General features: G+C 51.6%; 20 protein-coding genes. 15 read left to right on the plus strand and 5 right to left on the minus strand.

Translation table 11 applies throughout. The features are described from left to right. Window positions 1–231 precede the first annotated feature (231 nt). Entirely contained in the window at window positions 232–1,056 is an 825-nt protein-coding gene (locus ACI48J_RS06895) for a biotin/lipoate A/B protein ligase family protein (protein WP_405082255.1), read from the plus strand. Window positions 1,057–1,148: 92 nt separating this feature from the next. Here ACI48J_RS06895 and ACI48J_RS06900 read toward each other — a convergent pair whose 3' ends face one another. Continuing rightward, window positions 1,149–1,877 (minus strand): alpha/beta hydrolase, encoded by a 729-nt coding sequence (locus ACI48J_RS06900; RefSeq protein ID WP_405082256.1) that lies wholly within the window; start codon window positions 1,875–1,877, stop codon window positions 1,149–1,151. A 227-nt stretch (window positions 1,878–2,104) separates the two neighbouring features. Between ACI48J_RS06900 and pdhA the strand changes: the two genes are divergently transcribed. The 5 genes from pdhA to ACI48J_RS06925 all read left to right on the plus strand — a co-directional run bounded on the left by pdhA (window position 2,105) and on the right by ACI48J_RS06925 (window position 8,325). Next, entirely contained in the window at window positions 2,105–3,172 is a 1,068-nt protein-coding gene (gene pdhA / locus ACI48J_RS06905) for a pyruvate dehydrogenase (acetyl-transferring) E1 component subunit alpha (protein ID WP_405082257.1), read from the plus strand. Between the two features lie 131 nt (window positions 3,173–3,303). Then, window positions 3,304–4,284 (plus strand): alpha-ketoacid dehydrogenase subunit beta, encoded by a 981-nt coding sequence (locus ACI48J_RS06910; protein WP_009673352.1) that lies wholly within the window; start codon window positions 3,304–3,306, stop codon window positions 4,282–4,284. Between the two features lie 51 nt (window positions 4,285–4,335). Next, window positions 4,336–5,670 (plus strand): dihydrolipoamide acetyltransferase family protein, encoded by a 1,335-nt coding sequence (locus ACI48J_RS06915; RefSeq protein WP_405082258.1) that lies wholly within the window; start codon window positions 4,336–4,338, stop codon window positions 5,668–5,670. A gap of 4 nt (window positions 5,671–5,674) precedes the next feature. Continuing rightward, entirely contained in the window at window positions 5,675–7,090 is a 1,416-nt protein-coding gene (gene lpdA / locus ACI48J_RS06920; protein ID WP_103993394.1) for a dihydrolipoyl dehydrogenase, read from the plus strand. Between the two features lie 323 nt (window positions 7,091–7,413). After that, window positions 7,414–8,325 carry a diguanylate cyclase gene (locus ACI48J_RS06925; protein ID WP_405082259.1) on the plus strand — a complete coding sequence of 304 codons (912 nt, stop codon included), beginning with the start codon at window positions 7,414–7,416 and terminating at the stop codon, window positions 8,323–8,325. 298 nt (window positions 8,326–8,623) lie between these two features. Here the strand turns inward: ACI48J_RS06925 and ACI48J_RS06930 are convergent, their stop codons facing one another. The 3 genes from ACI48J_RS06930 to ACI48J_RS06940 form a co-directional block, all read right to left on the minus strand. Beyond that, window positions 8,624–9,943: an ABC transporter substrate-binding protein gene (locus ACI48J_RS06930; protein ID WP_405083189.1), complete on the minus strand. Its 1,320-nt coding sequence runs from the start codon at window positions 9,941–9,943 to the stop codon at window positions 8,624–8,626. A gap of 111 nt (window positions 9,944–10,054) precedes the next feature. Then, window positions 10,055–10,876 carry a carbohydrate ABC transporter permease gene (locus ACI48J_RS06935; RefSeq protein WP_326050848.1) on the minus strand — a complete coding sequence of 274 codons (822 nt, stop codon included), beginning with the start codon at window positions 10,874–10,876 and terminating at the stop codon, window positions 10,055–10,057. Then, complete coding sequence (locus ACI48J_RS06940) at window positions 10,873–11,817, minus strand: carbohydrate ABC transporter permease (protein ID WP_405082260.1); 945 nt, start codon at window positions 11,815–11,817, stop codon at window positions 10,873–10,875. The genes ACI48J_RS06935 and ACI48J_RS06940 overlap by 4 nt, the downstream gene beginning before the upstream one ends. 366 nt (window positions 11,818–12,183) lie before the next feature. Between ACI48J_RS06940 and ACI48J_RS06945 the strand changes: the two genes are divergently transcribed. The 7 genes from ACI48J_RS06945 (at window position 12,184) to ACI48J_RS06975 (ending at window position 20,921) form a co-directional block, all read left to right on the plus strand. Continuing rightward, window positions 12,184–13,515 carry an ABC transporter substrate-binding protein gene (locus ACI48J_RS06945; protein ID WP_405082261.1) on the plus strand — a complete coding sequence of 444 codons (1,332 nt, stop codon included), beginning with the start codon at window positions 12,184–12,186 and terminating at the stop codon, window positions 13,513–13,515. A gap of 100 nt (window positions 13,516–13,615) precedes the next feature. Continuing rightward, window positions 13,616–14,503, plus strand: a complete 888-nt coding sequence (locus ACI48J_RS06950) for a sugar ABC transporter permease (RefSeq protein ID WP_326050852.1) — start codon at window positions 13,616–13,618, stop codon at window positions 14,501–14,503. Between the two features lies 1 nt (window position 14,504). Further along, on the plus strand, window positions 14,505–15,347 hold the full coding sequence (locus ACI48J_RS06955; protein ID WP_326050853.1) for a carbohydrate ABC transporter permease: 843 nt from the start codon (window positions 14,505–14,507) through the stop codon (window positions 15,345–15,347). Between the two features lie 20 nt (window positions 15,348–15,367). Continuing rightward, a complete protein-coding gene (locus ACI48J_RS06960) occupies window positions 15,368–17,146 on the plus strand; it encodes a sensor histidine kinase (RefSeq protein WP_405082262.1) in 1,779 nt (592 codons plus the stop codon). Further along, window positions 17,146–18,741 carry a response regulator gene (locus tag ACI48J_RS06965; protein WP_326050888.1) on the plus strand — a complete coding sequence of 532 codons (1,596 nt, stop codon included), beginning with the start codon at window positions 17,146–17,148 and terminating at the stop codon, window positions 18,739–18,741. The genes ACI48J_RS06960 and ACI48J_RS06965 overlap by 1 nt, the downstream gene beginning before the upstream one ends. Before the next feature lie 23 nt (window positions 18,742–18,764). After that, a complete protein-coding gene (gene nagZ, locus ACI48J_RS06970; RefSeq protein ID WP_405082263.1) occupies window positions 18,765–20,402 on the plus strand; it encodes a beta-N-acetylhexosaminidase in 1,638 nt (545 codons plus the stop codon). 240 nt (window positions 20,403–20,642) lie between these two features. Next, on the plus strand, window positions 20,643–20,921 hold the full coding sequence (locus tag ACI48J_RS06975) for a hypothetical protein (protein ID WP_326050857.1): 279 nt from the start codon (window positions 20,643–20,645) through the stop codon (window positions 20,919–20,921). 21 nt (window positions 20,922–20,942) lie between these two features. On the opposite strand, the gene sda is transcribed toward ACI48J_RS06975, so the two are convergent. Continuing rightward, the gene (gene sda, locus ACI48J_RS06980) at window positions 20,943–21,089 is read right to left on the minus strand and encodes a sporulation histidine kinase inhibitor Sda (RefSeq protein ID WP_082211298.1); all 147 of its coding nucleotides are present in this window, start codon (window positions 21,087–21,089) and stop codon (window positions 20,943–20,945) included. A 390-nt stretch (window positions 21,090–21,479) separates the two neighbouring features. On the opposite strand from sda, the gene ACI48J_RS06985 reads away from it, so the two are divergent. Next, the gene (locus ACI48J_RS06985; RefSeq protein ID WP_405082264.1) at window positions 21,480–22,253 is read left to right on the plus strand and encodes a sporulation protein; all 774 of its coding nucleotides are present in this window, start codon (window positions 21,480–21,482) and stop codon (window positions 22,251–22,253) included. Window positions 22,254–22,283: 30 nt separating this feature from the next. After that, the gene (locus ACI48J_RS06990; protein ID WP_405082265.1) at window positions 22,284–22,715 is read left to right on the plus strand and encodes a hypothetical protein; all 432 of its coding nucleotides are present in this window, start codon (window positions 22,284–22,286) and stop codon (window positions 22,713–22,715) included. Window positions 22,716–22,745 lie beyond the last annotated feature (30 nt).

Raw genomic sequence — 22,745 nt, forward strand, 5'->3', positions numbered from 1 at the left:
TAGGACAGTATACCTAGGCATTATTTTCCACAATTGTTCAGCTGTGTATTACTTCGATAGAGTTATACAAATTTCCTACTTGGAAAATGCCACACTTCACATCCTGATGGAAGAAAATGAACCCGTCCTTGCGGCAGGCGCCTTGTTTCCCCTACAATAAACAAATAAACGGCTAATGCCGTGCCGAACTGCATCAGAGGATGGACCGATAGTCAGAAGGAGAATTGCCGAATGGAATCATTGCCGTTATTACCCGAAAAGATTACGCTCCTTGACCGCTCCGGGGACCTGGAGGCGGATTTGTTGTTTCCGTTTGCCCTCGAAGAGCTGCTCATCCGCAAAGTGGGGGAAGGAGCCGACCCCATCGTTCATTTGTGGAGGCACCCCCAAGGTCTGGTACTCGGTCTCCGGGACAGCCGGCTGCCTTATGCCCCCCAAGCGGCGGACAGAATAGGCAGGGAAGGAAGAGCGGTGATTGTGCGCAATTCCGGGGGAGCAGCCGTGCCGCTGGATCCGGGAGTAGTGAATGTAACTTTGATTACACCCAAACCTGTGGGCAAAATAGATTTTCACGATGATTTCGAAACCATGTACCGCTTTCTGGGCGGTGTCCTGGCAGATTGGAATACGGGCGTCGCCAAAGGGGAAATCGCCGGCTCCTACTGCCCCGGCGATTTCGATTTGAGCGTCGGCGGCCGCAAGTTTTGCGGCATCGCCCAGCGCAGGCAGGCACGCGCGCTGTCGGTGCAGGCTTTCGTCGTCGTGGAGGGCACCGGGGCGGAGAAAGCCGCCGTGGCGCGCTCGTTTTACGACGAGGCGGGGCAGGGCGCGGCGCCGGACAGCTACCCGGACGTGGAGCCCGGGCGCATGACGAGCCTTGCCGAGTACGCGGGCGCCGGTCTCACTTCGCCCGCGTTCTGCCGTCTGACGGGCGAATGGCTCGCCCGTCAGACGCGGGTGCGTGCAGCGGATTACCGGGAATTCGCTGCGGACGAAGACATCGCGGCGATGATGCGCACGATGCGGGAGCGCTACGGCTTCAAGGCCGCGGATTAGCGCTTCGCCGGCGCAAGCCTCCCGTACCCAACAAAAAACCTCCATGTCCACGAAATTTCGTGGACATGGAGGTTTTTTTATCGTTCAGACCGTTAGCCGAAAAATCTTTCCAAAATCGCGGGAAGCTCCTTCTGCCAGAAGCCCCACACGTGTTTGCCCGGCTTTTCTTCATAGAAGAGGCGGACGTTTTTTTGTTCGAGAAGAGCTTTCGAGAGCCGGTTCGCCTCCACGAAGTCAAAGGTGCCGCGCTCGGTCTTAACCTCCTCCTCGTCCAGGCCGATCAGCATGTACAGTTCCAGCCAGGAAAGATCTCCCTCGGACTGCAGACGGCTGCGGGTCGGTTCCAAAAAAGCGCCGGACAGGGATATAACTCTTGCAAAGAGGTGAGGATAAGTTAGGGCAAGATGCAGAGAAACCGTGCCTCCGAGGGAATCTCCTGCCAGGATACGTTCGCTTTTGTCGGTGCGTACGGCATACTTGGACTCGACGAAGGGGAGCATCTCTTCCGCGAAGAAGCGGATGTACGCCTCGTGGTTTTCCCCGTCCGGCGAATATTCCGAGGTCCGGATTTTGACGTTTACGTCGACGCCTACGATAATGGCCGGCTCCCAGCCGTGGTCGAGGATGCCTGCGGTCATGGTGGTCGCTATCCGGCCGAAGTTAAAAAATTCTTCTCCGTCCTGACAGTAAATGACCGGATACGACAGAACTTCGTTATAACCCGGAGGCAGGAAAATACGCACGGATCGTGTCGAATCGAGGTGCTTGGAGCTGATTTCCTCTTTTACAATGGTTCTTTTATAGTGTCTGGAATCGGTCATAACGGGCATCCTTTCTTTACTCCTTTAAAGGAGGTTGTATTATAATAGTGTAAAGGTTTTGTTGATCTGTATTATATATATAAAACATCTGTACTATCCCGAATCGATATACGGGCGTTATTACAGCAAGTTACCTGTTGATATTCCATACGAAACAGGTTTATAATAATTAGTATAACAGAAAGTCTTTTTCCTGGCATGAAAATCATAGATGAGGTGACAATCACATGAGCAAGCCGCAGTATGAAGTAAGTTCCGGGCAAGTACAGCCCTTGACCATTATCGGGCCGGACGGAACCGTGGTTAATGAAGAGAAAATGCCGAAACTTAGTGACGACCAATTAAAAGAACTTATGCGCCGCATGGTGTTCACCCGTGTTTGGGACGAACGCGCGATCAATTTGGGACGTCAAGGCCGCCTTGGCTTCTATGCGCCGGTTTCCGGACAAGAAGCTTCCATGATCGGCAGCGAATTCGCTCTTAACAAAGAAGACTTCATTTGCCCGGGCTACCGCGATATGCCGCAAATCGTATGGCACGGTCTGCCGATGTATCAGGCGTTCCTATACTCCCGCGGCCATCAGCACGGCGGCCAGGTACCTGCGGATGTGAACGTTCTGATGCCTCAGATCATCATCGGCGCTCAAATCCTGCACGCTACCGGTATCGGCATGGCGTTCAAGAAAAAAGGCGAGAAGCGCGTTGCCATTACGTATACCGGCGACGGCGGAAGCTCCGAGGGCGATTTCTACGAAGGTCTTAACTTCGGCGGAGCGTTCAAGCTTCCGGTTATTTACATGGTACAGAACAACGGTTACGCGATCACGACTCCGTTCTCCAAGCAGACCGGCGCTCAATCCATCGCCCATAAGGCGCTGGCAGCGGGTATCCGCGGCGTTCAGGTAGACGGCATGGACGTTCTGGCCGTTTACGCGGCCGTATCCGAAGCGGCTGAAATTGCCCGCAACGGCGGAGGCCCTACGCTGATCGAATCCCTTACTTACCGTTTCAAGCCGCACTCCATGGCGGACGACACGACGAAATACCGTACGAAGGACGAAGAAGGCGAATGGGCGCCTAAAGATCCGATCGTACGCTTCCGTACTTATCTGACGCAGAAGGGCCTCTGGAGCGAGGAAGAAGAAGCGAAAGTGAAAGAGGAAGCGAAAGCGACTGTAGCGGAGCAGATCAAAAAAGCCGAGCAAACCGAGAAAATGACGGTAGGCGGCCTGATCGATTCCATGTTCGAAACGACTCCGAAGCACCTGGAAGAGCAAAAAGCGCAGTTCTCCTAAGCGAGACCGCAGACGCAGCCAGCAGACGGTCAGCGGCCTCTTTGGACGGCCGCCAACCCTTTTTACACTAAATATTCCGGTCTAAGGCCGTGTTCTCTGATAGAAGAACGATATGGGAGGCAGTAGATGTCATGGCACAAATGACGATGATTCAAGCGATTCAAGACGCTATGCGCGTAGAGCTTGCAAGAGATAAGAACGTTGTGTTGTTCGGTGAAGACGTAGGCCATGTGGGCGGCGTGTTCCGTGCAACGGAAGGACTCCAGAAAGAATTCGGCGAGGATCGGGTATTCGATACTCCGCTGGCCGAATCCGCTATCGGCGGTCTGGCTGTAGGTATGGCGACTCAAGGCTTCCGTCCGATCGCTGAAATCCAGTTCGTGGGCTTCATTTATGAAGCGCTGGACCAAATGGCTGTACAAGCAGCCCGTATGCGCTACCGTTCCGGCGGCAGCTACCAGGCTCCGATCGTATTCCGTACGCCTTTCGGCGGCGGCGTTAAGGCAGCCGAGCTTCACACGGACTCCCTGGAAGGTTTGATGATCCAAACACCGGGTATTAAAGTAGTAATTCCTTCTAACCCGTACGATGCGAAAGGCCTTATGATCGCGGCGATCCGCGACAACGATCCGGTATTCTTCATGGAACACCTGAACTTGTACCGTTCTTTCCGCCAGGAAGTTCCGGAAGGCGAGTACACGGTAGAGCTGGGCAAAGCGAACGTCGTTCGCGAAGGTTCCGACGCTACGATCATCACTTACGGCGCCATGGTTCACACTTCCCTGAAAGCTGCGGAAGAGATCGAGAAAACCCGCGGCGTGAAAGTGGAAGTCATCGACGTCCGTACGCTGATGCCTTTGGACATCGACACGATTGTCGAATCCATCAAGAAAACCAACCGTGCCATTGTGGTGCAGGAAGCACAGAAAACGTCGGGTGCTGCCGCTGAAATTATCGCACAAATCAACGAAAAGGCTATTCTGCATCTGGAAGCGCCGGTTCTCCGCGTGGCCGCTCCGGATACGGTTTATCCGTTTGCCCAAATCGAAGATCAGTGGCTTCCGACACCTGCCCGCATTATCGACGGGCTGAACCAAGTGCTGGATTTCTAATCCTGCCTGCGGCTCCACGATTTTACTACTCAATATAGGAGGTTGTTCTTCTTGGCACGTTTTGAATATAAGTTCCCGGAACTTGGCGAAGGCATTCATGAAGGCGAGATTGTCAAAGTCAATGTTAAAGCGGGCGACAAGGTTGATGACGATACGATTCTGATGGAAGTTCAGAACGACAAAGCAGTCGTGGAAGTTCCTTGCCCGGTTAACGGCCAGATTCAGGAAGTGCTGATCAAGGAAGGCCAAGTTTGCCACGTCGGCGAAGTGGTCATGATCATCGACGCGGAAGGCGAGATTCCGGAATCGGAAACTTCCGCTGCGGCTCCTTCACCGGAAGCGGCTGCACCGGCTCCTTCCAACGCGCCTTCGACTGAGCTTCCTAAGAAGGAAGACCAGGGCGCTCCGACTGCACCGGCTCCGGAAGAAACGAAGAAATCCGAAGGCGGCAAGCCGTCGGCTGCCCCTAAAGACATTCTGGCCACTCCTAGCGTACGCAAATTTGCGCGCGAGAAGGGCATCAACATCGCGGAAGTGTCCGGCACAGGCAAGAACGGCCGCATTACCCGCGAAGACATCGAAGGCTTCAAATCCGGCGGTGCATCCGCTGCACAGGCCGATCAGCCTGCTCAGGAGAAAGCGGCTCCTTCCAAAGCGGCCTCCGCACCTGCGGTACAAGGCGAGCTGGAAGAAGAGCGCATTCCGTTCAAAGGCATCCGCAAAGTGATCGCCAATGCCATGGTGAAATCCAAGCATACGGCTCCTCACGTGACACTGCTGGATGAAGTCGACGTGACGCAGCTCGTCGCGCTCCGCACCAAAGCGAAGCCGCTTGCCGAGAAGAAAGGCGTTAAGCTTACTTACCTGCCGTTCATCGTTAAAGCGCTCGTAGCGGCCTGCCGCCAGTTCCCGGTCATGAACGCCATGATCGACGAAGAAAAGCAGGAGATCGTGTACAAGAAATACTTTAATGTCGGTATCGCAACCGATACGGACAACGGACTTCTCGTACCTGTCATTCACCATGCGGACCGTCAAAACATCTGGATGATTGCGGATTCCATCCGCGATCTGGCCACACGCGGCCGCGACGGCAAGCTGACTCCGCACGAAATGAAAGGCGGCACGGTCACGATTACCAACATCGGATCCGCCGGCGGTATGTTCTTCACTCCGGTTATCAACTATCCGGAAGTCGCCATTCTCGGCACCGGCCGTATTTCCGAGAAGCCTGTCGTGAAGAACGGTGAAATCGTCATTGCTCCGGTAATGGCTCTGTCTCTCAGCTTCGACCACCGTCTGGTTGACGGCGCAACAGCACAAAATTTCATGAACTATATCAAGCAGCTGCTTAACGATCCCGAGCTGCTCGTGATGGAGGTATAAAGCGATGGTAGTAGGAGATGCTTCTTTAGATATTGACGTTCTGGTAATTGGTGCGGGTCCCGGCGGCTATGTGGCTGCCATCCGCGCTGCACAGCTTGGCAAAAGCGTTCTGATCGTGGATAAATCCGAGTGGGGCGGCGTCTGCCTGAACCGCGGCTGTATCCCTTCCAAGGCTCTTATTTCCGCGGCGCACCAGTACGAAGCGGCCCAGCATTCCGAAGTGATGGGAGTAAGCGTGGAGAACGTTAAGCTGGACTACGCGAAAACCCAAGAGTGGAAAGCTTCCGTTGTGAAAAAGCTGACCAGCGGCGTTGCCGGTCTGCTCAAAGGCAACAAAGTGCAAATGTTCCAGGGCGAAGTCATGTTCATCAACGAAAACGAAGCGCGTGTTTTCAATGAACAAGAAGCTCCGCGCTACCGTTTCAAGCACTGCATCATCGCGACCGGTTCCCGTCCGATCGAGCTGAAGCCGTTCCCGTTCGGCGGACGTATTCTTTCCTCGACCGAAGCGCTGGAACTGAAAGAAATTCCGAAAAGCATGGTAGTGATCGGCGGCGGATACATCGGTATCGAGCTGGGTCAAACTTTCGCGAAATTCGGTACGAAAGTAACGGTACTTGAAGGTTCCGATACGGTTCTTCCGGGCTTCGAGAAAGAAATGACCCGCCTGGTTGCCAAAAACCTGGGCAAACTGAACGTGGAAGTGTTCACGGAAGCTCTTGCTCAAAGCTCCGAGCAAACCGAGAACGACGTCACGGTAACGTTCACGGTCAAAGGCGAAGAGAAGAAAGTAACGGCCGACTACGTGCTCGTAACTGTCGGACGTCGTCCGAACACGGACGGCGAGCTTGGCCTCGACCTGATCAACGTGAAATTGACCGACCGCGGTCTGATTGAAGTTGACGAGCAGGGCCGCACGAGCATTCCGCACATCTTCGCTATCGGCGATATCGTTCCAGGCCTGGCTCTGGCGCACAAAGCTTCTTACGAAGGTAAAGTAGCGGCGGAAGCTATTGCCGGACAGCCTAGCGTTGTCGATTACAAGGCCATCCCGGCCGTTGTATTCTCCGATCCGGAAATCGCTTCGGTAGGTCTTAACGAAACCGAAGCCAAAGAGAAAGGCATGAACGTTTCCGTGGGCAAGTTCCCTTATGCCGCTAACGGCCGTGCTCTTTCCCTGAACGCGACCGAAGGTTTCGTTAAAATCGTAGCGAACAAGGACACCGGTCTTGTTGTCGGTTCCCAAATCGTAGGACCAGAAGCATCGAACCTGATTGCCGAAATCGGTCTGGCGATCGAAATGGGAGCTACGCTCGAAGATATCGCGCTCACGATTCATGCTCACCCGACGCTTGGTGAGATCGTAGCTGAAGCCGCCGAAGGCGCGCTTGGCCACCCGATCCATATGCTGGGCAAATAACTTCCATTATTTCTTCTTAAAATAGACACAATCAGACATGCGCCGGAGATAATTCTCTGACGCATGTCTTTTTTTACAGGAATTTGAACTAGGTCCGCAGTATTAAAGAAGGTACAAATAATAGGTACACTGGCTTATAAATTCGAGTCAAACCTCTAAGGAGGTGTCTCTACATCGTAAAGGAATTAATCGTCAATTTTGCTCTTCTGCTTGCATTTCTGTTTGCCGTCAGTCAGCTCTACAAAGATGAACGGTTGGATTTCACGAAGCCGTGGACACGGATAAAAACCGGTCTGGCAACAGGTGCATTCGGAATCGTCTTAATGTATTTCAGCATTCCGATCGCCCCCCAGACCATCGTTGATTTTCGCGGGTATGCCGTCTTGCTGGCCGTGCATTTCGGAGGCATATATTCCGGCTTTATTGCCGCCGTTCTCATTGCCGCTGCGCGCATCGCCTTGTTCGGCGGCCCCAACTTGTCTGCCCTCATAGGCGCGGCGAATGTACTTTTTATCGCTCTTGCCGGAGGCCTTGTGTTAAGAAGTGCGGACAAGCGGTACTGGTCGCGCTGGACGAAAATGATGGCGGTTCTCCTGGTCACGACCGGAGCCGCTATATTTTCGGCCATAGGCACGACGAGCCTGCCTATTATGCCGGTTATTCTCGGTACACTGGCGGTAGGCGGATTTTTTATCGGATACATGGTCAATTATATCGTGAGAGCCCACCAGCTTTTTCTGCTGATGAAAGAAGCGTCGCATGTCGATTTTTTGACGGGCCTGAACAATCACCGCACCTTCGACAGGCTCTTTAACGAGCTCGTTCAAGCGGCGGGTCGTAAACAGGAGGAACTGTCCCTACTGACGCTGGATATCGATTATTTTAAAAAAATCAACGATACGTACGGCCACCCTGCAGGGGATGCGGTTCTCCAGCAGATCGGGGTGCTGCTGAGAGATTCATCCCGCAGAATGGATGAAGTGTGCCGGACCGGCGGGGAAGAGTTTGCGGTCCTGCTCCCGGACTGCGGCCGGAAAGAAGCTCTGCACTATGCGGAGCAGATCCGCTCCAGAGTGGAGCGCCATTCCTTCCTGCTCGGAGACGGGAAGGCGATCCGCCTGACGATCTCGATCGGGGCGGCTACTTTTCCGGAGGTTTCACCCGATCTTCTGATCGAGGAAGCGGATAAAGCGCTGTACCGCGCGAAGCACAACGGGCGCAATCAGGTTTGCTGAGCGCGGCCAGTGGCGGTTCTGTATCCGGAGGAGAGCATCCGTAGGCTCCGATTTTTCTTCAAGGGCAGCGGGAAGGGTTTCGATCGGTGAGGAGCAATCCGGAGTCCGGCATCGGCCTGCCTGTGGATGACGAACGGTTTCCTGAGTCATCTCGAATCGCAGGTTGTGCGGCTAAGGCCGCTTGCGTCACACGGAAGCAAGCATACAAAAAGAGCACAGCCTCACGGGGCTGTGCTCTTTTTACCGGAACGGCAGGTTCATCTTGTGTTATCCTGTCCGCTTCTGTCCTGCTTTTAAATTATTTAACCGTCTGATTGTACTTGCCGATCTTTTCGGTAATCGACTTGGCGGCTTCATCCAGAGCGGCCTGAGGCGTTTTCTTGCCGTTCAGTGCTTCCTCAATGGCACCCTCGACGATTTGTCTCGCTTCAGGGAATACGCCCATTACGGCGCCTTGCGTGGCCGTATTGGCTTTGCTTCCGTGCAGCTGGTCGACTGCCGTTTTAAACTGCGGGTATTTAACGAGGTTGTCTTTAACGATTTGCTCGTCATAAGCTTTTTTCGTGATCGGGAAGTAGCCTGTATTCACATGCCAGTAAGCCTGGGATTGAGGGGAGGTCAGGAATTTGATGAACTCCCAAGCCCCTTTCTGTTCGGCTTCCGATTTGTTGTTCGTAATATAAAGACTGGCGCCGCCTACGACAACTCCGCCTTCTGCGGCGTCCGCCGGTTTCGGCAGGGGGGCCGTGCCTACCTGGAACTTGCCCTCCGCCGTGGAGACGATGCCTTTCAGGGAGGCGGTGGAATCGAGCATCATGGCGATTTGGCCCGCCGCGAAAGCTTTTTTGGTGTCGTCGGTTTTGCGTCCGAGGTTAAGCGCGGTTTTGTTGTCGACCATAGATTTCCACCACGTTAAAGCTTTAAGGCCCGCTTCTTTATTTACATAGGATTCCGTCGCGGGTGAGGTGCGTCCGTTTCCGTTGTTGACATATTCGGCTCCCTGCTTGGCGAAAAACTGCTCCATAAACCAGCCGTAAATGGCGAACGATGCACCCGCTTTGCCGTCCTTGGAGAGGGCCTGTGCCGCCTTGGTAACTTCATCGAACGTGACTGGAGGCTTCTCCGGATCGAGACCGGCGGCTTTGAACATATCTTTGTTATAGTAGAGAATCGGGTTAGACGTATTGAAAGGCATGGAATTCAGCTTGCCGCCGATGGTGTAGTACTGGGTAATGTTTTCTTCCAGCTGGGAGAGATCGTATTTATCGGCATCGATGAATTTTTGTACGGGCGTAATGGCTTTCGAGTCGATCATATAACGGCTGCCGATTTCATAAACCTGAATGAGAGACGGCCCGCTTTTGGAATCCATGGACGCTTTCATTTTGTTCAGGCTTTCGTCGTAAGTTCCCTGGAAAATGCCTTCTACCTGAACGTCTTTCTGGGAAGCGTTAAAATCGGAGATCAGCTTATCCGTCACTTTCCCGAGCTCGCCGCTCATGGAATGCCAGAAGGTGATTTTTACCGGTGAGGCTGCGTTTTCTTTTGTGGAAGCGGCCCCCGTTGTTTCTTTGTTGGAAGATTGAGCGGTGTCGTTTGCGCCGCCGCAAGCCTGCATGAGCAGTGCGGAAGCCAGAAGCATAGCCATTACGGAAGTGCGGCGGGACGGTTTGTACGAAAACATGTGGAATGTCTCTCCTTTTTATCAATCAAAATGGTGGATAAACGGTCAGCCTTTAACGGCCCCTACCGTGAGGCCGCGGACGAGCTGCTTAAGCCCGAGCACGAGCAGAAGCAGAGAAGGAAGGAGAACGAGCGCGACTCCGGCGAGCACCAGGTTCCAGGACGTGAACTCTTCGAACTGAAGCATGGAGATGCCGATTTGCACAGTGCGTTTCGCGGGCTCGTTCGTGACGAGCAGCGGCCAGAGATAGCTGTTCCAGGCGCTGAGAAAACTGTAGACGCCCAGGGTCGCCAGACCGGGCTTTGACAACGGGAACGCGATGGAAAAAAAGCAGCGGATATGCCCGCAGCCGTCGATCTTGGCGGCTTCGAACAGCTCGCCCGGCAGCTGCATGAAAAACTGGCGCAGCATAAACGTTCCGAACCCCGTCGCAAGGAAAGGTACGACAAGCGCCGCGTATGTGTCGGTCCATCCCCAGCTGCGGATCGTCAGGTAATTGGGAATCATCGTCACTTCCCAGGGGATCATCATAGTGCTCAGAAACAGCAGGAACACGAATTTTTTGCCCGGAAAACGGACGAAAGCGAACGCGTAAGCCGCCAGGCTTGCCGTAAACAGCTGCCCCGCCATAATAAGCAGCGACATAGTAAAGCTGTTCTTCAGAAAAGCGCCGATTGGAACAAGTTCCATCACGGTCTTCAGATTGCCCAGGTAGAGGCTTTCGGGAAGCAGGGGCGGTGGAAATTGGCCGGCTTCTCCGGCCGTCATAAACGTGGACGCATACGTAAAGAACAGCGGATAGAGAACGAGTGCGGCAGCCGCGGTCAGAAATACGTAGATGGCGGTTTTTTGTAAGGGCCGGATCATGAGTAGTGCACTTTCCTTTCCAGAACGCCGAACTGCACGAAGGTGAAGAACAGGACGATCACGAATAAAAGTATGGCCTGCGCGCTGCCGGAGCCGAAACGGAAGTTGACAAACGCCTCCTGGTAAAGGGAATAGACCATGACATTGGTCGTATCCATGGGACCGCCTTTGGTTAAAATCTGGATTTGGCCAAAAGACTGGAAAGCCCCGATCAATGAAACCACACCGACAAAGAACAAGGTGGGGGAGACGAGGGGCAGGACGATTCTAAAGAACGTCCGCATCGGACCCGCACCGTCGATTTTGGCGCTGTCGTACATATCCTCCGGCACGCTCTGCAGCCCGCTGAGCAGGACGATATAGGCGAAGCCGAGATTCATCCATATGGTCATCAACGAGATCGAGAAGAGCGCCCAGCTCGGGTCGGAAAGCCAGGGGACCGGGGCCTGGCCGAGCAGGCCGAGCCAGTAGTTGAGCATACCGGCCGTCGGATGGAAGAGCAGGGCCCAGATCACGGAAGCGGTCCCGACCGATAGGGCCATCGGCAGGGAAAAAATGAACTGGAAGACTCGCTTGCCCTTGAGACCCCTGTGTGTCAGCGCCGCAAGGAGCAGAGCCGCCGCGATTGTCGTCGGGATCGTCAGCAGAGCGAATTGGGCCGTAACGCCCAGGCTATGATAAAATTTCTCCGAGGTAAGCAGTTCCCGGTAGTTCTCGAAGCCGACATATTCGGCGATTTTCCCCCTGAGATTCGTACTGTGTACGCTTAAATACAAGGACTGGAAGAACGGATAAAACAAAAAAATCCCGAACCCGGCCAGCGACGGCAGCAGGAACAAATAGCCGATCCCCGCTTCCCGGACGCAGTTCCACCAGGAGGCGGTCCGGATGCCCCGAGCGTTTTCGACCCGGATTGGTAACGATTCATCGACGGTATTCATCGATTTTTTATCCCCCTCTCTTTCAGAGTTAAGTGTACGTACGGACTATTTTGCTTAGATCAATTGGGCTTTAAGGTTTTGTAAAACTACCGGGGGGAAGCGCTAACCGTGTCGAATCAAGGGGCATTATAAGGAGGGAGCAGGGGAGAATACCCAGAGTTTCAGTTGGATTACTTCCTAATAAAATGTAAAACGAATCCTTAATTTCTATAAATAGGAACAAGGACTAAGGGCCCACTATTTTACCCCTCTAGTGAGAGGATTTTATCCCTGTATTGTTGAAATGAGGACCTGCCGTAAGAAGGGCAACGTCCCTATAATCAAACTTGTAAGACACAAATTCAAACGTTTTGGGGAGGTCTACAAATGAAAAAGAAACTGGCGACAATCATGGCCGTAGCCGTGGGACTGACAACCGTTCTTTCCGCTTGTGGCAAAGATGGAGGAAGTACCGGAGCGACAACAACTCCAGCTGGAAGCGCTGCACCGAAGGAATTTACCGTTTCTTTCCGTCATACGCAAATCAAAGACACAGCCAAGAAAAGAAAGGCTATGTTCGAGGATGCTCTTAAAGAAGTTGAAGCTAACATCCCCGGCCTGAAATTCGAATCCGAAGGCGTGGACGAAGTTGTTAACCGCGATACAAAGCTGAAAGCCGAAATGGCCGCCGGTAACCCTCCAAAAATTTTCGAACTTTTCGGTGGTACGGATACAAAGAACTATGCGAAAACAAACAACCTGCTTGACCTGACGCCGATCCTTGACGAGCTTGGCCTGAAAGACAAATTCGTTGACCTTTCCGAGTTCACGGTTGACGGCAAAGTTTACGGTCTTCCGATCGCCGGTTACCTGGAAGGCATGTTCTACAACAAGAAAATCTTCAAAGACAACGGCGTAGAAGTTCCGAAAACTTACGAAGAGTTCCTGAAAGCTTGCGAAACGTTCAAAGCCAAAGGCATCACTCCGATGGCGCTTGGCGGCAACGAAGCTTGGGTACTGAACATGCTTCCTAACACCCTGTACGTACGCGTAGGCGGTCAATCAGTCGTAGACGGCCTCCAATCCGGCCAAAGCAAATGGACGGACGAAGCTTTCGTTAAAGGTCACACCATGTTTAAAGACCTGATCGACAAAGGCTACTTCAACAAAGATGCTCTCGCTCTGAAGTATTCCCAAACGCAAGACCGTTTCGCTAACGGCGAAACCGCTATGATCTTCGACGGAGGCTGGGCGAACCAGAAGTACTCCAACCCGGATCAATCCAAAATGGCTGCTGACCTCGGCTTCTTCAACTTCCCGACTGTAGATGGCGGCAAAGGTAACGAGCTGATCAACGGTTCGTACTCCAACGGCTTCGGTTTCTCCGCTAAGCTGAACGAAAACGAGAAAAAAGCGGTAAAAGAATTCATCAAAGTCTTCTTCACCGAAAAATATCAACTTCGTCAGCTGAAAGAAGAAGGATTCTTCCCGTCCATGAAGCTTAGCTCCACTGGCGACAAGCCGATCATTGCCGAAATGCTGAAAGCTTCCGAAGGCAAGAAAACATTCCCGGCTTTCGACTCCCTGATTCAGCCTAAAGTGAAGCTTGATCTTGAATCCGGAATCCAAGCTTTCGTTGGCGGCAAAAAATCCGTTCAGGACCTGCTGGCCGATATTCAAAAATCCCAAGAAACAGAAAACAAAAAGACTGCAAAGTAAGATTAGTAACGTAATCTAAAATAAGCAGATAAAAAAATAACGGGTATCACATGACGTGGTACCCGTTCTTATTCGCATAGTGTGAAGGATGGAGGCTGCTATGAACAAGGTTTATCGAAATCCTCTAGCATACCTGGTGTTCATTATTCCAACCCTGTTTTTCTACTTGACATTTTATATGTTCCCGCTTCTTACAACATTCAGATACGGGTTTACTAGCTGGGATGGTCTGACTGCACCTGTTTTTAACGGATTGGATAATTTTAAAGAAGCTTTTAACGATGAATATTTCTGGATCTCGGTCAAAAATAACCTTTACTTTATTTTGTTTTCCGTTTTTATTCAAGTTCCGGTTATCGTCATTTTTTCGGTTTTAATCTCGGAAGTCAGAAAATTACGCGGTTTTTATAAAACGACTGTTTTCTTGCCGAGTATTTTGTCGACTGCCGTCGTAGGGGTACTTTGGACGGTTGTCGTATTTGACCCGACAGTAGGTTTGCTGAACAAGCTGCTTGAGTCGATCGGGTTGGATAAATTAATCCATCTGTGGCTGGCTGACGAAAGCACAGCTATGCTTTCCATTCTTCTGACGAATGCCTGGCAGTGGACCGGATTTTATATCGTTCTCGTCTTGGCTGCAATCTTCGGAATTTCCAAAGAAGTCTACGAGGCTGCCGAAATCGATGGAGCCACCGGGTTTCAGCGAGCGCTTCTCATTACGGTTCCTTTGATCCGTCCGATCCTCGCGGTAATCGTCCTGCTGTCTATCACGGGTGCGATGAAAGCGATGGATATCGTCATGGTTATGACCAAAGGCGGGCCGTACGGAAGCACGGAAGTTATGGCCTCTTACATGTATAAAGTGGGAATGACGACAGGGAATTACGGTTACGCGAATACAATTGCGATCCTGATCTTCGTCTTTACCTTAATTATTACAGTGCTCAGCAACCTGCTTACAAAAAAATTAGAGGATGTGGAGAACTGATATGTCCAAATTTAAAAATGGATTTCTCCATGCCTTTCTTTTGCTATACGTTTTTGTAACCTTGTATCCTTTGTTCTGGGGTTTTCAAAACTCATTCAAAAGGCATGTTGATATCGTCGCGAGTCCCTTCTCTTTAATCAAAAACTTCACGCTGGATAACTATGCGAACGCATGGACCAGCGCCAACATCGGCCGGTATTTCGTCAACAGCTTATATATTTCCGTTGTGGCCAGTATCGTGACGATTGTGTTGGCAAGTATGACGGCTTACGCGCTGACGCGGATGTACTTCCCGAAAATGAATAAATTAGTTACCGGGGTATTTCTTCTGGCCATCATGATACCGGCGGGTTCTCTGCTCATCCCGCTGTACCGTTTCATTTTGAATGTTACAAACGATCTGCATATTCCGCTGTACGATACACACCTTGCTTTGATTCTGCCTTACATCGCATTCGGTTTGTCTCTCTCCATTATCATTATTATGGCTTTCATCAAATCTCTTCCGAGAGAGCTTGAAGAAGCCGGAGTTATGGACGGACTGACGATTTACGGACTGTTCTGGAAAATCGTTCTGCCGCTCATGACGCCTGCCATCGTGACCGTGTTTATCATCAACTTCCTGGGTCACTGGAACGAGTACGTTCTCGCCAACGTGATGCTGTCCAAAGAGGCGCTTAGAACGCTGCCTGTAGCGATGGCGGCGATGAACAACGGAATGGCGATGAACTACGGTGCTCTCCTGGCGGCGACTATGTTTAGCATCGTGCCGGTAGTTGTGATCTATGCTATACTACAAGAAAAGATTATCGAAGGCTTGGCTGCCGGAAGCGTCAAGGGTTAAGTTGAAAGGACATGGGAGTAATGATGAATTTACGAAAAAAAGTATTTCTGGCTTTCATGGGATTCATCATTATTCCCTTATTATCTATTTCGATTTTCACCTATATGATCTTTCAGGACATTACCCAAGAGAAATACATGGAACAATCCGAGCTGACCATTAAGTCAATCGGCCGTAACATTGCAAGCCTTTTTAAAGAAGCCAACTATTATTCGGATTATTGGATGCTGGGGGACAATTTACAGTCCCAACTCGTTGAATTGAACGAGAACCCGCCGTCCGACGAACAACTGAATAATGTAACGAATAGCTTAAGAAAAATATTTCTTACCTATGAGCCGCTTGGGACTTTTTCCGTATACAATTTATATGGAGAAAACTACTCAAGCGGTGTTATTCCATTTACGCCGATTCCTTTTAAAACGTTAAAAGATCATCCGATTTATGAAGAAGTCAAGAATTTGAACGGATTTCCCCGGTGGATCGGGCCTTATGAAAATCCGGAATTGACCGGAGACAACAATTTGTTCAGCCAGGTCCGCACAGTCAATTATTATGAAACTCCCGGTTCCGGTAGAATTGGAACTATGTTTCTTCAATTTGACTTTAAAGAAATGGATAAAATTTTCAACTTTTATAATCAAAAGAACAGCCACTTTCTGTTAGTAAACCAGCAAGGGGTTATTTTGTACGACAACCGTAAGCTTACAAATGGCTCCAATTTAAATAAATTTTTATCTCAAAAAGTGGATTTGACGGAGACTTACGCCACTTCCAGAGTCAAATTTGACGGTATAGAGAGTCTCGTGACGGTATATGATATAGGGCTGGAAAAATACGGAACCCCCAAGTGGGCGCTCGTATCTGTCACTCCGTCGGATTATATCTCCGGCGAAATGTCCGTTATTCTGAAATGGGTCGGAACGATCATGTTCCTGTTCCTCATATCCGCCCTTCTCTTCAACCTGTTGTTTGTCAACCGGTATATCCGGGCCATTATCCGGATCGTCAGCTCCATGAAACAAGTGGAACGGGGAGATCTGGACGTGCGGGTCAAAGTACAGGGGAATGATGAAATGACCGTTCTCTCCAGAGGCTTCAACAGCCTCGTGTCCCGTATTCATGACCTCGTGGAAGAGGTCAAGCAGGAGCAGGAGCATAAGAACAAGGCGGAGCTTTCCCTGCTGCAGGCGCAGATCAAGCCTCACTTCCTGTTTAATACGCTGGAGTCGATAAACGCGCTGGCCGTACAAAATCAAGGCAAAAAAGTGAGCCAGCTCGTTTACAGGCTGGGGACGATATTAAGAATTTCGTTCCATCATAAAGAAGAAATCGCCCTCGGCCTGGAAATCGATTATTTGAAAAATTACATGGAAATTCAGAAATACCGTTTCGAAGAACTTTTCGATTTCGAGATTCACCTGCCCCGGGAGCTGGAAAATCACTCCATTCTTAAGCTGACGCTGCAGCCGCTTGTTGAAAACAGTATTCAGCACGGATTCGAAGGGATTACGTACCAGGGGATTATTACCATTCGTGTTGAAGACGGCGGGGATCACATTATTTTGTGGGTTGAAGATAATGGCATCGGCATCCCCGAGGACGTTCTTGCCAGGTTCCAATACCGGAAAAAGAATCCCAGCCTCGATACGAATGAGCCAAGGGTAGGATTAGGTGTACTCAATGTAGCCGACCGTCTGCGGATTCATTACGGAAACGGCTACGGGCTCTATATTTGCAGCGAGCCGAACAAAGGTACACGAATCAAATGTATAATTCCCAAAACGACAGCAAGGTGATGAGGATGAACTTAAAAGCTTTATTGGTGGATGATGAGATTAATATTTTGCGCAACCTGCAAACCGTCATACCGTGGGAGAAGCACGATATCGAAGTCGTGGCGCTCGCATCGAACGGAGTCAAGGCCTTGGAGATGGTCCAGGAGCACCAGCCGGACCTTATCCTTAGCGATATCCGTATGCCTTTGATGGACGGAATCGCGCTGCTGGAGCAGGTGAACAAGCTGGAAAGGGATATCCAGGTTATTCTGCTGACGGGGTTTCAGGAATTTGAATATGCGCGGTCGGCGTTAAAATACGGGGCCAAGGATTATATTCTTAAGCCGATCAACTACGAAGAGCTGGAAGCGGTCGTGGAGCGGGTCGCTTTTGATATCCGGGAGAAGCGCAAGGCGGAGCTGGATGAGCAGAAAAGATGGAGCCGGGTCAGGCACTTGGCGTACGAGAAGTTTTTATTCGATATCCTGCTGGATTATACGAACGTGACGACCCGGCATTTTTTCGAGGATGAAAACAGTCTGGAAGAGACGGAATTTACCCTTCTCCTCATCGACCTGGACAATTATTCGCAGCTCTCCCGTTCTTGGAACGAGAAAGAGCGCAAGCTCAAAAATTTCGCTGTCCGCAATGTGCTGCAGGACGCACTGGAGCCGTATGAGCTTCTGTATTCGGTTCTGCAGACCCGGGAAGGGGAATGGTGCGTGCTTATCCGTCATCAGAGGGAAACGCCATTCGACCTGCAGACGGCGAGAGGGTGGAGCGATGCCCTTCAACTGGCGGTGAAGCAGCACGTTAAGCTGACGGTCAGCCTGGGCATTTATCCCGAGCATATGTCCGTTCTCCAGCTTGCAGACGCTTACAAAAAGCTTCAGCGCGCGCTTCAGCTATCACCAAACGTCGAACAAATTCTACTCTTGGAAGAAGTGAATCCCGGCCGGAACGAATGGAACAACTCCATGTGGGAGCTGGTGGAAGAAATCGTATCCAGTCTGAAGCGGCGGGATAAAGCGCAGATGGAGCAAACCTTCGAAAAGCTCAATCAGAGCCTCCGGGTTATTTCCGAGCATTCCTATGTGCGTGTGGAGCAGATTCTGCACTTTCTGGTCCTCCACCTCATCAGGGAAATGCGGGAAATCAACATCATGTCCGATGAGGAAGAACGAGGCCTCTGGTCCAATCTGGAGCGCAGTGTCGGAGTCAAGGATCTGCTTGCAACGATCCATCAGCTTATTCAAGACTGCATGAATGCGGGGATGAACCGTAAGCCGAGCGAGCTGCTGATGGTCAACGCCAAAGAATACATTGCCAAGAATTTGTCCAACGATTTCGGCGTGGAGGAAATTGCCGACCATCTCGGGATCAGCTGCAGCTACTTCAGTCTGCTGTTTAAACAGCACTTCGGAGAGACCTTCCTGGAGAATTTGACCCGTCAGCGGATCGAACTGGCCAAGTCTCTTCTTCGCATGAGCGACAAGAGCATTACCCAGATCGGCAAGCAGGTGGGCTATGCGGAACGCCGGTATTTTACCCGGGTGTTCTATAAATTTACCGGCATGACGCCTTCCGAATACCGCGAACAAATTACGAACGCATAAATTACCGATAGGGGATGAAAAGAATGAAACAACGGTCAGAAATGAGCCTCCGGCAAAAAATCGGACAAATGATGATGTGCGGTTTTTCCACATCGAATGAGTTCGACTCGGCGATGAAGCCCAACAAGAAAATTATCGACTTGATTCAGAAGCACGAAATCGGCGGCGTTATCTTGTTCCGCCGCAATTTGGACAATCCGAAGCAGGTGAGCGAGCTCAATCACCAGCTGCAAGTGCTGGCCAAGGACTCGGCGGGAGGACCCCTTCTGATCAGCATCGATCAGGAAGGCGGCATGGTTGCCCGTATCCACGAGGGCATCGCCTGTATGCCGGGCAGCATGGCAATCGGGGCGACAAGAGACGCCCAGGCGGCTTATGAAACGGCGCGGATCAGCGGGGTGGAGCTGCGCGCGATGGGCATCAATCTAAACTTCGCGCCCTGCCTCGACATCAACAACAATCCGATGAATCCGGTGATCGGCGTCCGTTCTTTCGGCGAAACCGCGGAAATCGTCGGCGAGATGGGAGCTGCGGCCGTGAAGGGTTACCAGGCGGCGGGCGTGGCCCCGACGATCAAGCATTTCCCGGGGCACGGGGACACACACTCGGACTCCCATCATGCTCTGCCCACGATTCCCCACGACCTGGAGCGCCTGCGGGAGCTGGAGTTCGCTCCGTTCGTGAAGGCGATTCAGGAGGGAGCCGACGTATTGATGTCGGCGCACGTTATTTTTCCGGCGCTGGAGCCCGATGGCCTGCCTTCGACTTTGTCCAAGAGGGTGCTGACGGATTTGCTGCGCGGTGAGCTTGGTTACGAAGGCGTCATTGTGACCGATTGCCTGGAGATGAAAGCGATCGCAGACCATTACGGGACGGCTGAAGGAGCGGTCATGGCGGTTGAAGCCGGCACCGATTTGCTGCTGGTCAGCCATACTTACGATACACAGGTTCAAACCATTGAACGTCTGGTGGAAGCGGTGGAATCCGGCCGTATCAGCGAAGAACGGATCAACGAGTCGGTGGACCGCATTCTCGCTTTAAAAACGGGTCTGAATATTACGGTGGGCGCTGCGGCCGGCGATATTTCCGCAGTGGGGTCCCCTGAGCATATCGAGCTTGTGCGTGAAACCTACAAGAAGAGTGTGACGCTTGTCAAGGACGAGAATCAGCTTCCGCTTGCGAGAGACAAAAGAACGTTTGTCATCTGGACGGAAGTCCGGGAATGGACGCAAATCGACGAAGTGGTGGAGCAGAAGGAAACACTCGGAGCCTTCCTGGCGGAAACCGTTCATGAGGTAACGGAAGAAAGAATCCACACGAATCCTTCCGAAGAAGAAGTGGAGCGTGTACTGAAGGCAAGTCAAGGCTATGACCAGGTTATCGTGGTCACGTATAATGCAAGTTTTTCGCCCAATCAGGTTCGCATCGTAAAAGAACTGGCGGCCAGAGACAGCAAGCTCGTCGTTGTGGCCGGACGCAATCCGTTTGATTATAAAGAGTTTCCGGAAGTGAAAACTTTCCTGGCGAGCTACGAAAACCGTCCTCATGCCATGAACGCGGTTGCCGGGGTGTTGACCGGCCAGTTCCAAGCCGGCGGCAAGCTGCCCGTTACTGTAACGCCTGAATACTCGTACGGCTGGTCTGCCTCTTCCCGGAGCTAACCGCCGAATAACCGAAAAGCCCTGTAAGTTAACTTCCGTTAGCTTGCGGGGCTTTTTTTTGGGCTGTACGTTTCTGGCGTATTTTTTTTCAAATCTGTACTTGTAAAACGGCAATTTTCTCTCGTTCCGCGGCCGCTCCATTAACGTATAGAATGTGAATCTTAGCGCATATAGTGATAATGGTCTTCGCATAAGCCGAAGGCCCGGCGCTCGTCATTTTCGTTATTAAGGGGGAGAGGTATGGGATCGAACAGGTTGGCCGGCATACGCAAATTTATCACCGATGAAAAAGAAAGGACGTTATCGAATATCCGGAATGGAACGATAGGTAAAGAACAGGCAACCGGAAGCCTCAATACCTTGTATCAGTTGGCTGCAGATATTCACGATATTCACTATATGAAGGACATAAGCAGTACGATTGCGCTGCTGCGTTCCGCTTCCGACAATTGGCAGAGACAGGGAGCCTTAATCAGTCAAACGATAGATTCTGCGGTGTATCGGCCCGGTATAAAATAAGCGGGGCCGGCAAGCCGCCGATTAATATAAATTGCGGCGTCTAATCTCGGAGGCAAGTTGTTGAAGAAATTCGGCACCCAACTTCATTTGTAGGGCTTGTACGAAACAATCAAGCAGCTGATAATCACTAAGCAGCTCTACAGCTGATTTTTTTAACATGACATTCATCCTTTATGAATAAAATGGTAAACGTGGGTACAATCCTATAATAAAAGATTCAAATCGTTTCGTCAGCGCAAATTGATTACGCAATTGCGCGTTTATCATTACACTTTCATGCACATTATTCTTCCAAAAAACAATAAAAATGACCTGTTCCTTTCCATCTGATAGAGGCTTTCGTCCTACTGTTAAAAGGAGGGAGGTCCCGAAACAGGGTAGAAGGTCCGAGATTTCAGTAAAAAAGCAAGTAAAATCGGCTTTTCCGCAGGCTCCGGCTCCTTTCGCAAGGAGCCTTTTTTACGTGCGGCCGGAATTGTTCCGAAGACACGATTGTTCAAATCATGTATAATTTTCTCGAAAGATTTCTATTTTTTAGCAAGTTCAGGAGGATGAAGAATGACGTTTTTCCAACGGATGCTGGCCAGTATAGGTTTTGGCGCCGCTCAAGTGGATACACGCCTCTGCAAGAATGCCTATTACCCGGGCGAAGAGGTCGAAGGTGTCGTTCATATCCGCGGGGGCCAAGTCGAACAACGTATCGAGGAGATTTATATTTCGCTGGTCACCGAATACAAACGCGAAGTCAATAACAGTCATGTGAAGGAAACGAGAGAAATTGCCAAATACCTCGTTTCGCACCCCTTCACGCTCGGACCGAACGAAGAGATGGAGGTGCCGTTCCGGTTCAGGCTGGCTGAACATACACCGCTTACGCTGGGGCATACTCCGGTCTGGTTCTCAACCGGGCTCGATATTGCCGGGGCGATCGACCCGAGCGATTCCGACCGGATTGAAGTCATTCCCTCTCCGGAGATGCAGGTCGTGTTCGATGCCGCGGACCAGCTCGACTTCCGGCTCCGGGAGGCGGAGGTGAAGCAGTCGCCGAGGTTCGGCGGACGGATCGGCCTGCTGCAGGAATTCGAATTCGTCCCGGCCGGCCGTTTTCGCAGCGAGCTGGATGAGCTGGAAATCAGCTTCCTGCCGGCGACGGAAGGTCTGGAGCTGCTGCTGCAGATCGACCGCAAGGCCAGAGGCTTAGCCGGCTTTATCGCGGAGGCTGCGGACGCGGATGAAACGCTCCTCCGGCTCCGCATTCATCCGGCAGATCTGGGGAGAGGTCCTTCGTACATGGCAGGCCTGCTGGCAGAATTGATCCAGGATCATCTGTAAAATCAACTTTTTACGAAAGAGGTGGAGCCTATGCCTGCGGGAAGCAAAGCGAAGATGACGCTTTTTCTGAGCCTTATTTTCCCGGTGTATGCCGGAGCCGGCCTATGGGCCGCGGATTTGCTGGCAGGCGCCCGGGCAACATCGCCGGAAGGAAGTCTGCTCGGGAGCTTTTTCCTTCTGCTTGGGATTTTCACGGCGTTTCCGTTTTATTTCATTTCGTTCTTTCCGCTCGGCAAATTGCTTGGGTATCTGCGCTCCACACAGCCGGTCAAGGCGCTGGCCTACGCGGCCGCGGGAGGGCTGGGCGGCTACTTGCTTTTATCCCTTCAATACGGAGGATTCCCGGAAGGACAACAAGGTAGGGGGCCGGCAGCCGTAGTTCTTGTGTTTGCGGCGCTCGGTCTCCTGCTCGCTTGGACGGAAATTTTTCTGGAAAAGAAATCCGCAGCAGCGGAACGTTAAACCGCCAAAAAGGAAGGCAGCGAAGGATAA

The sequence above is a fragment of the Paenibacillus chitinolyticus genome (genome assembly GCF_045038035.1).
Lineage (GTDB): Bacteria > Bacillota > Bacilli > Paenibacillales > NBRC-103111 > Paenibacillus_F > Paenibacillus_F chitinolyticus_A.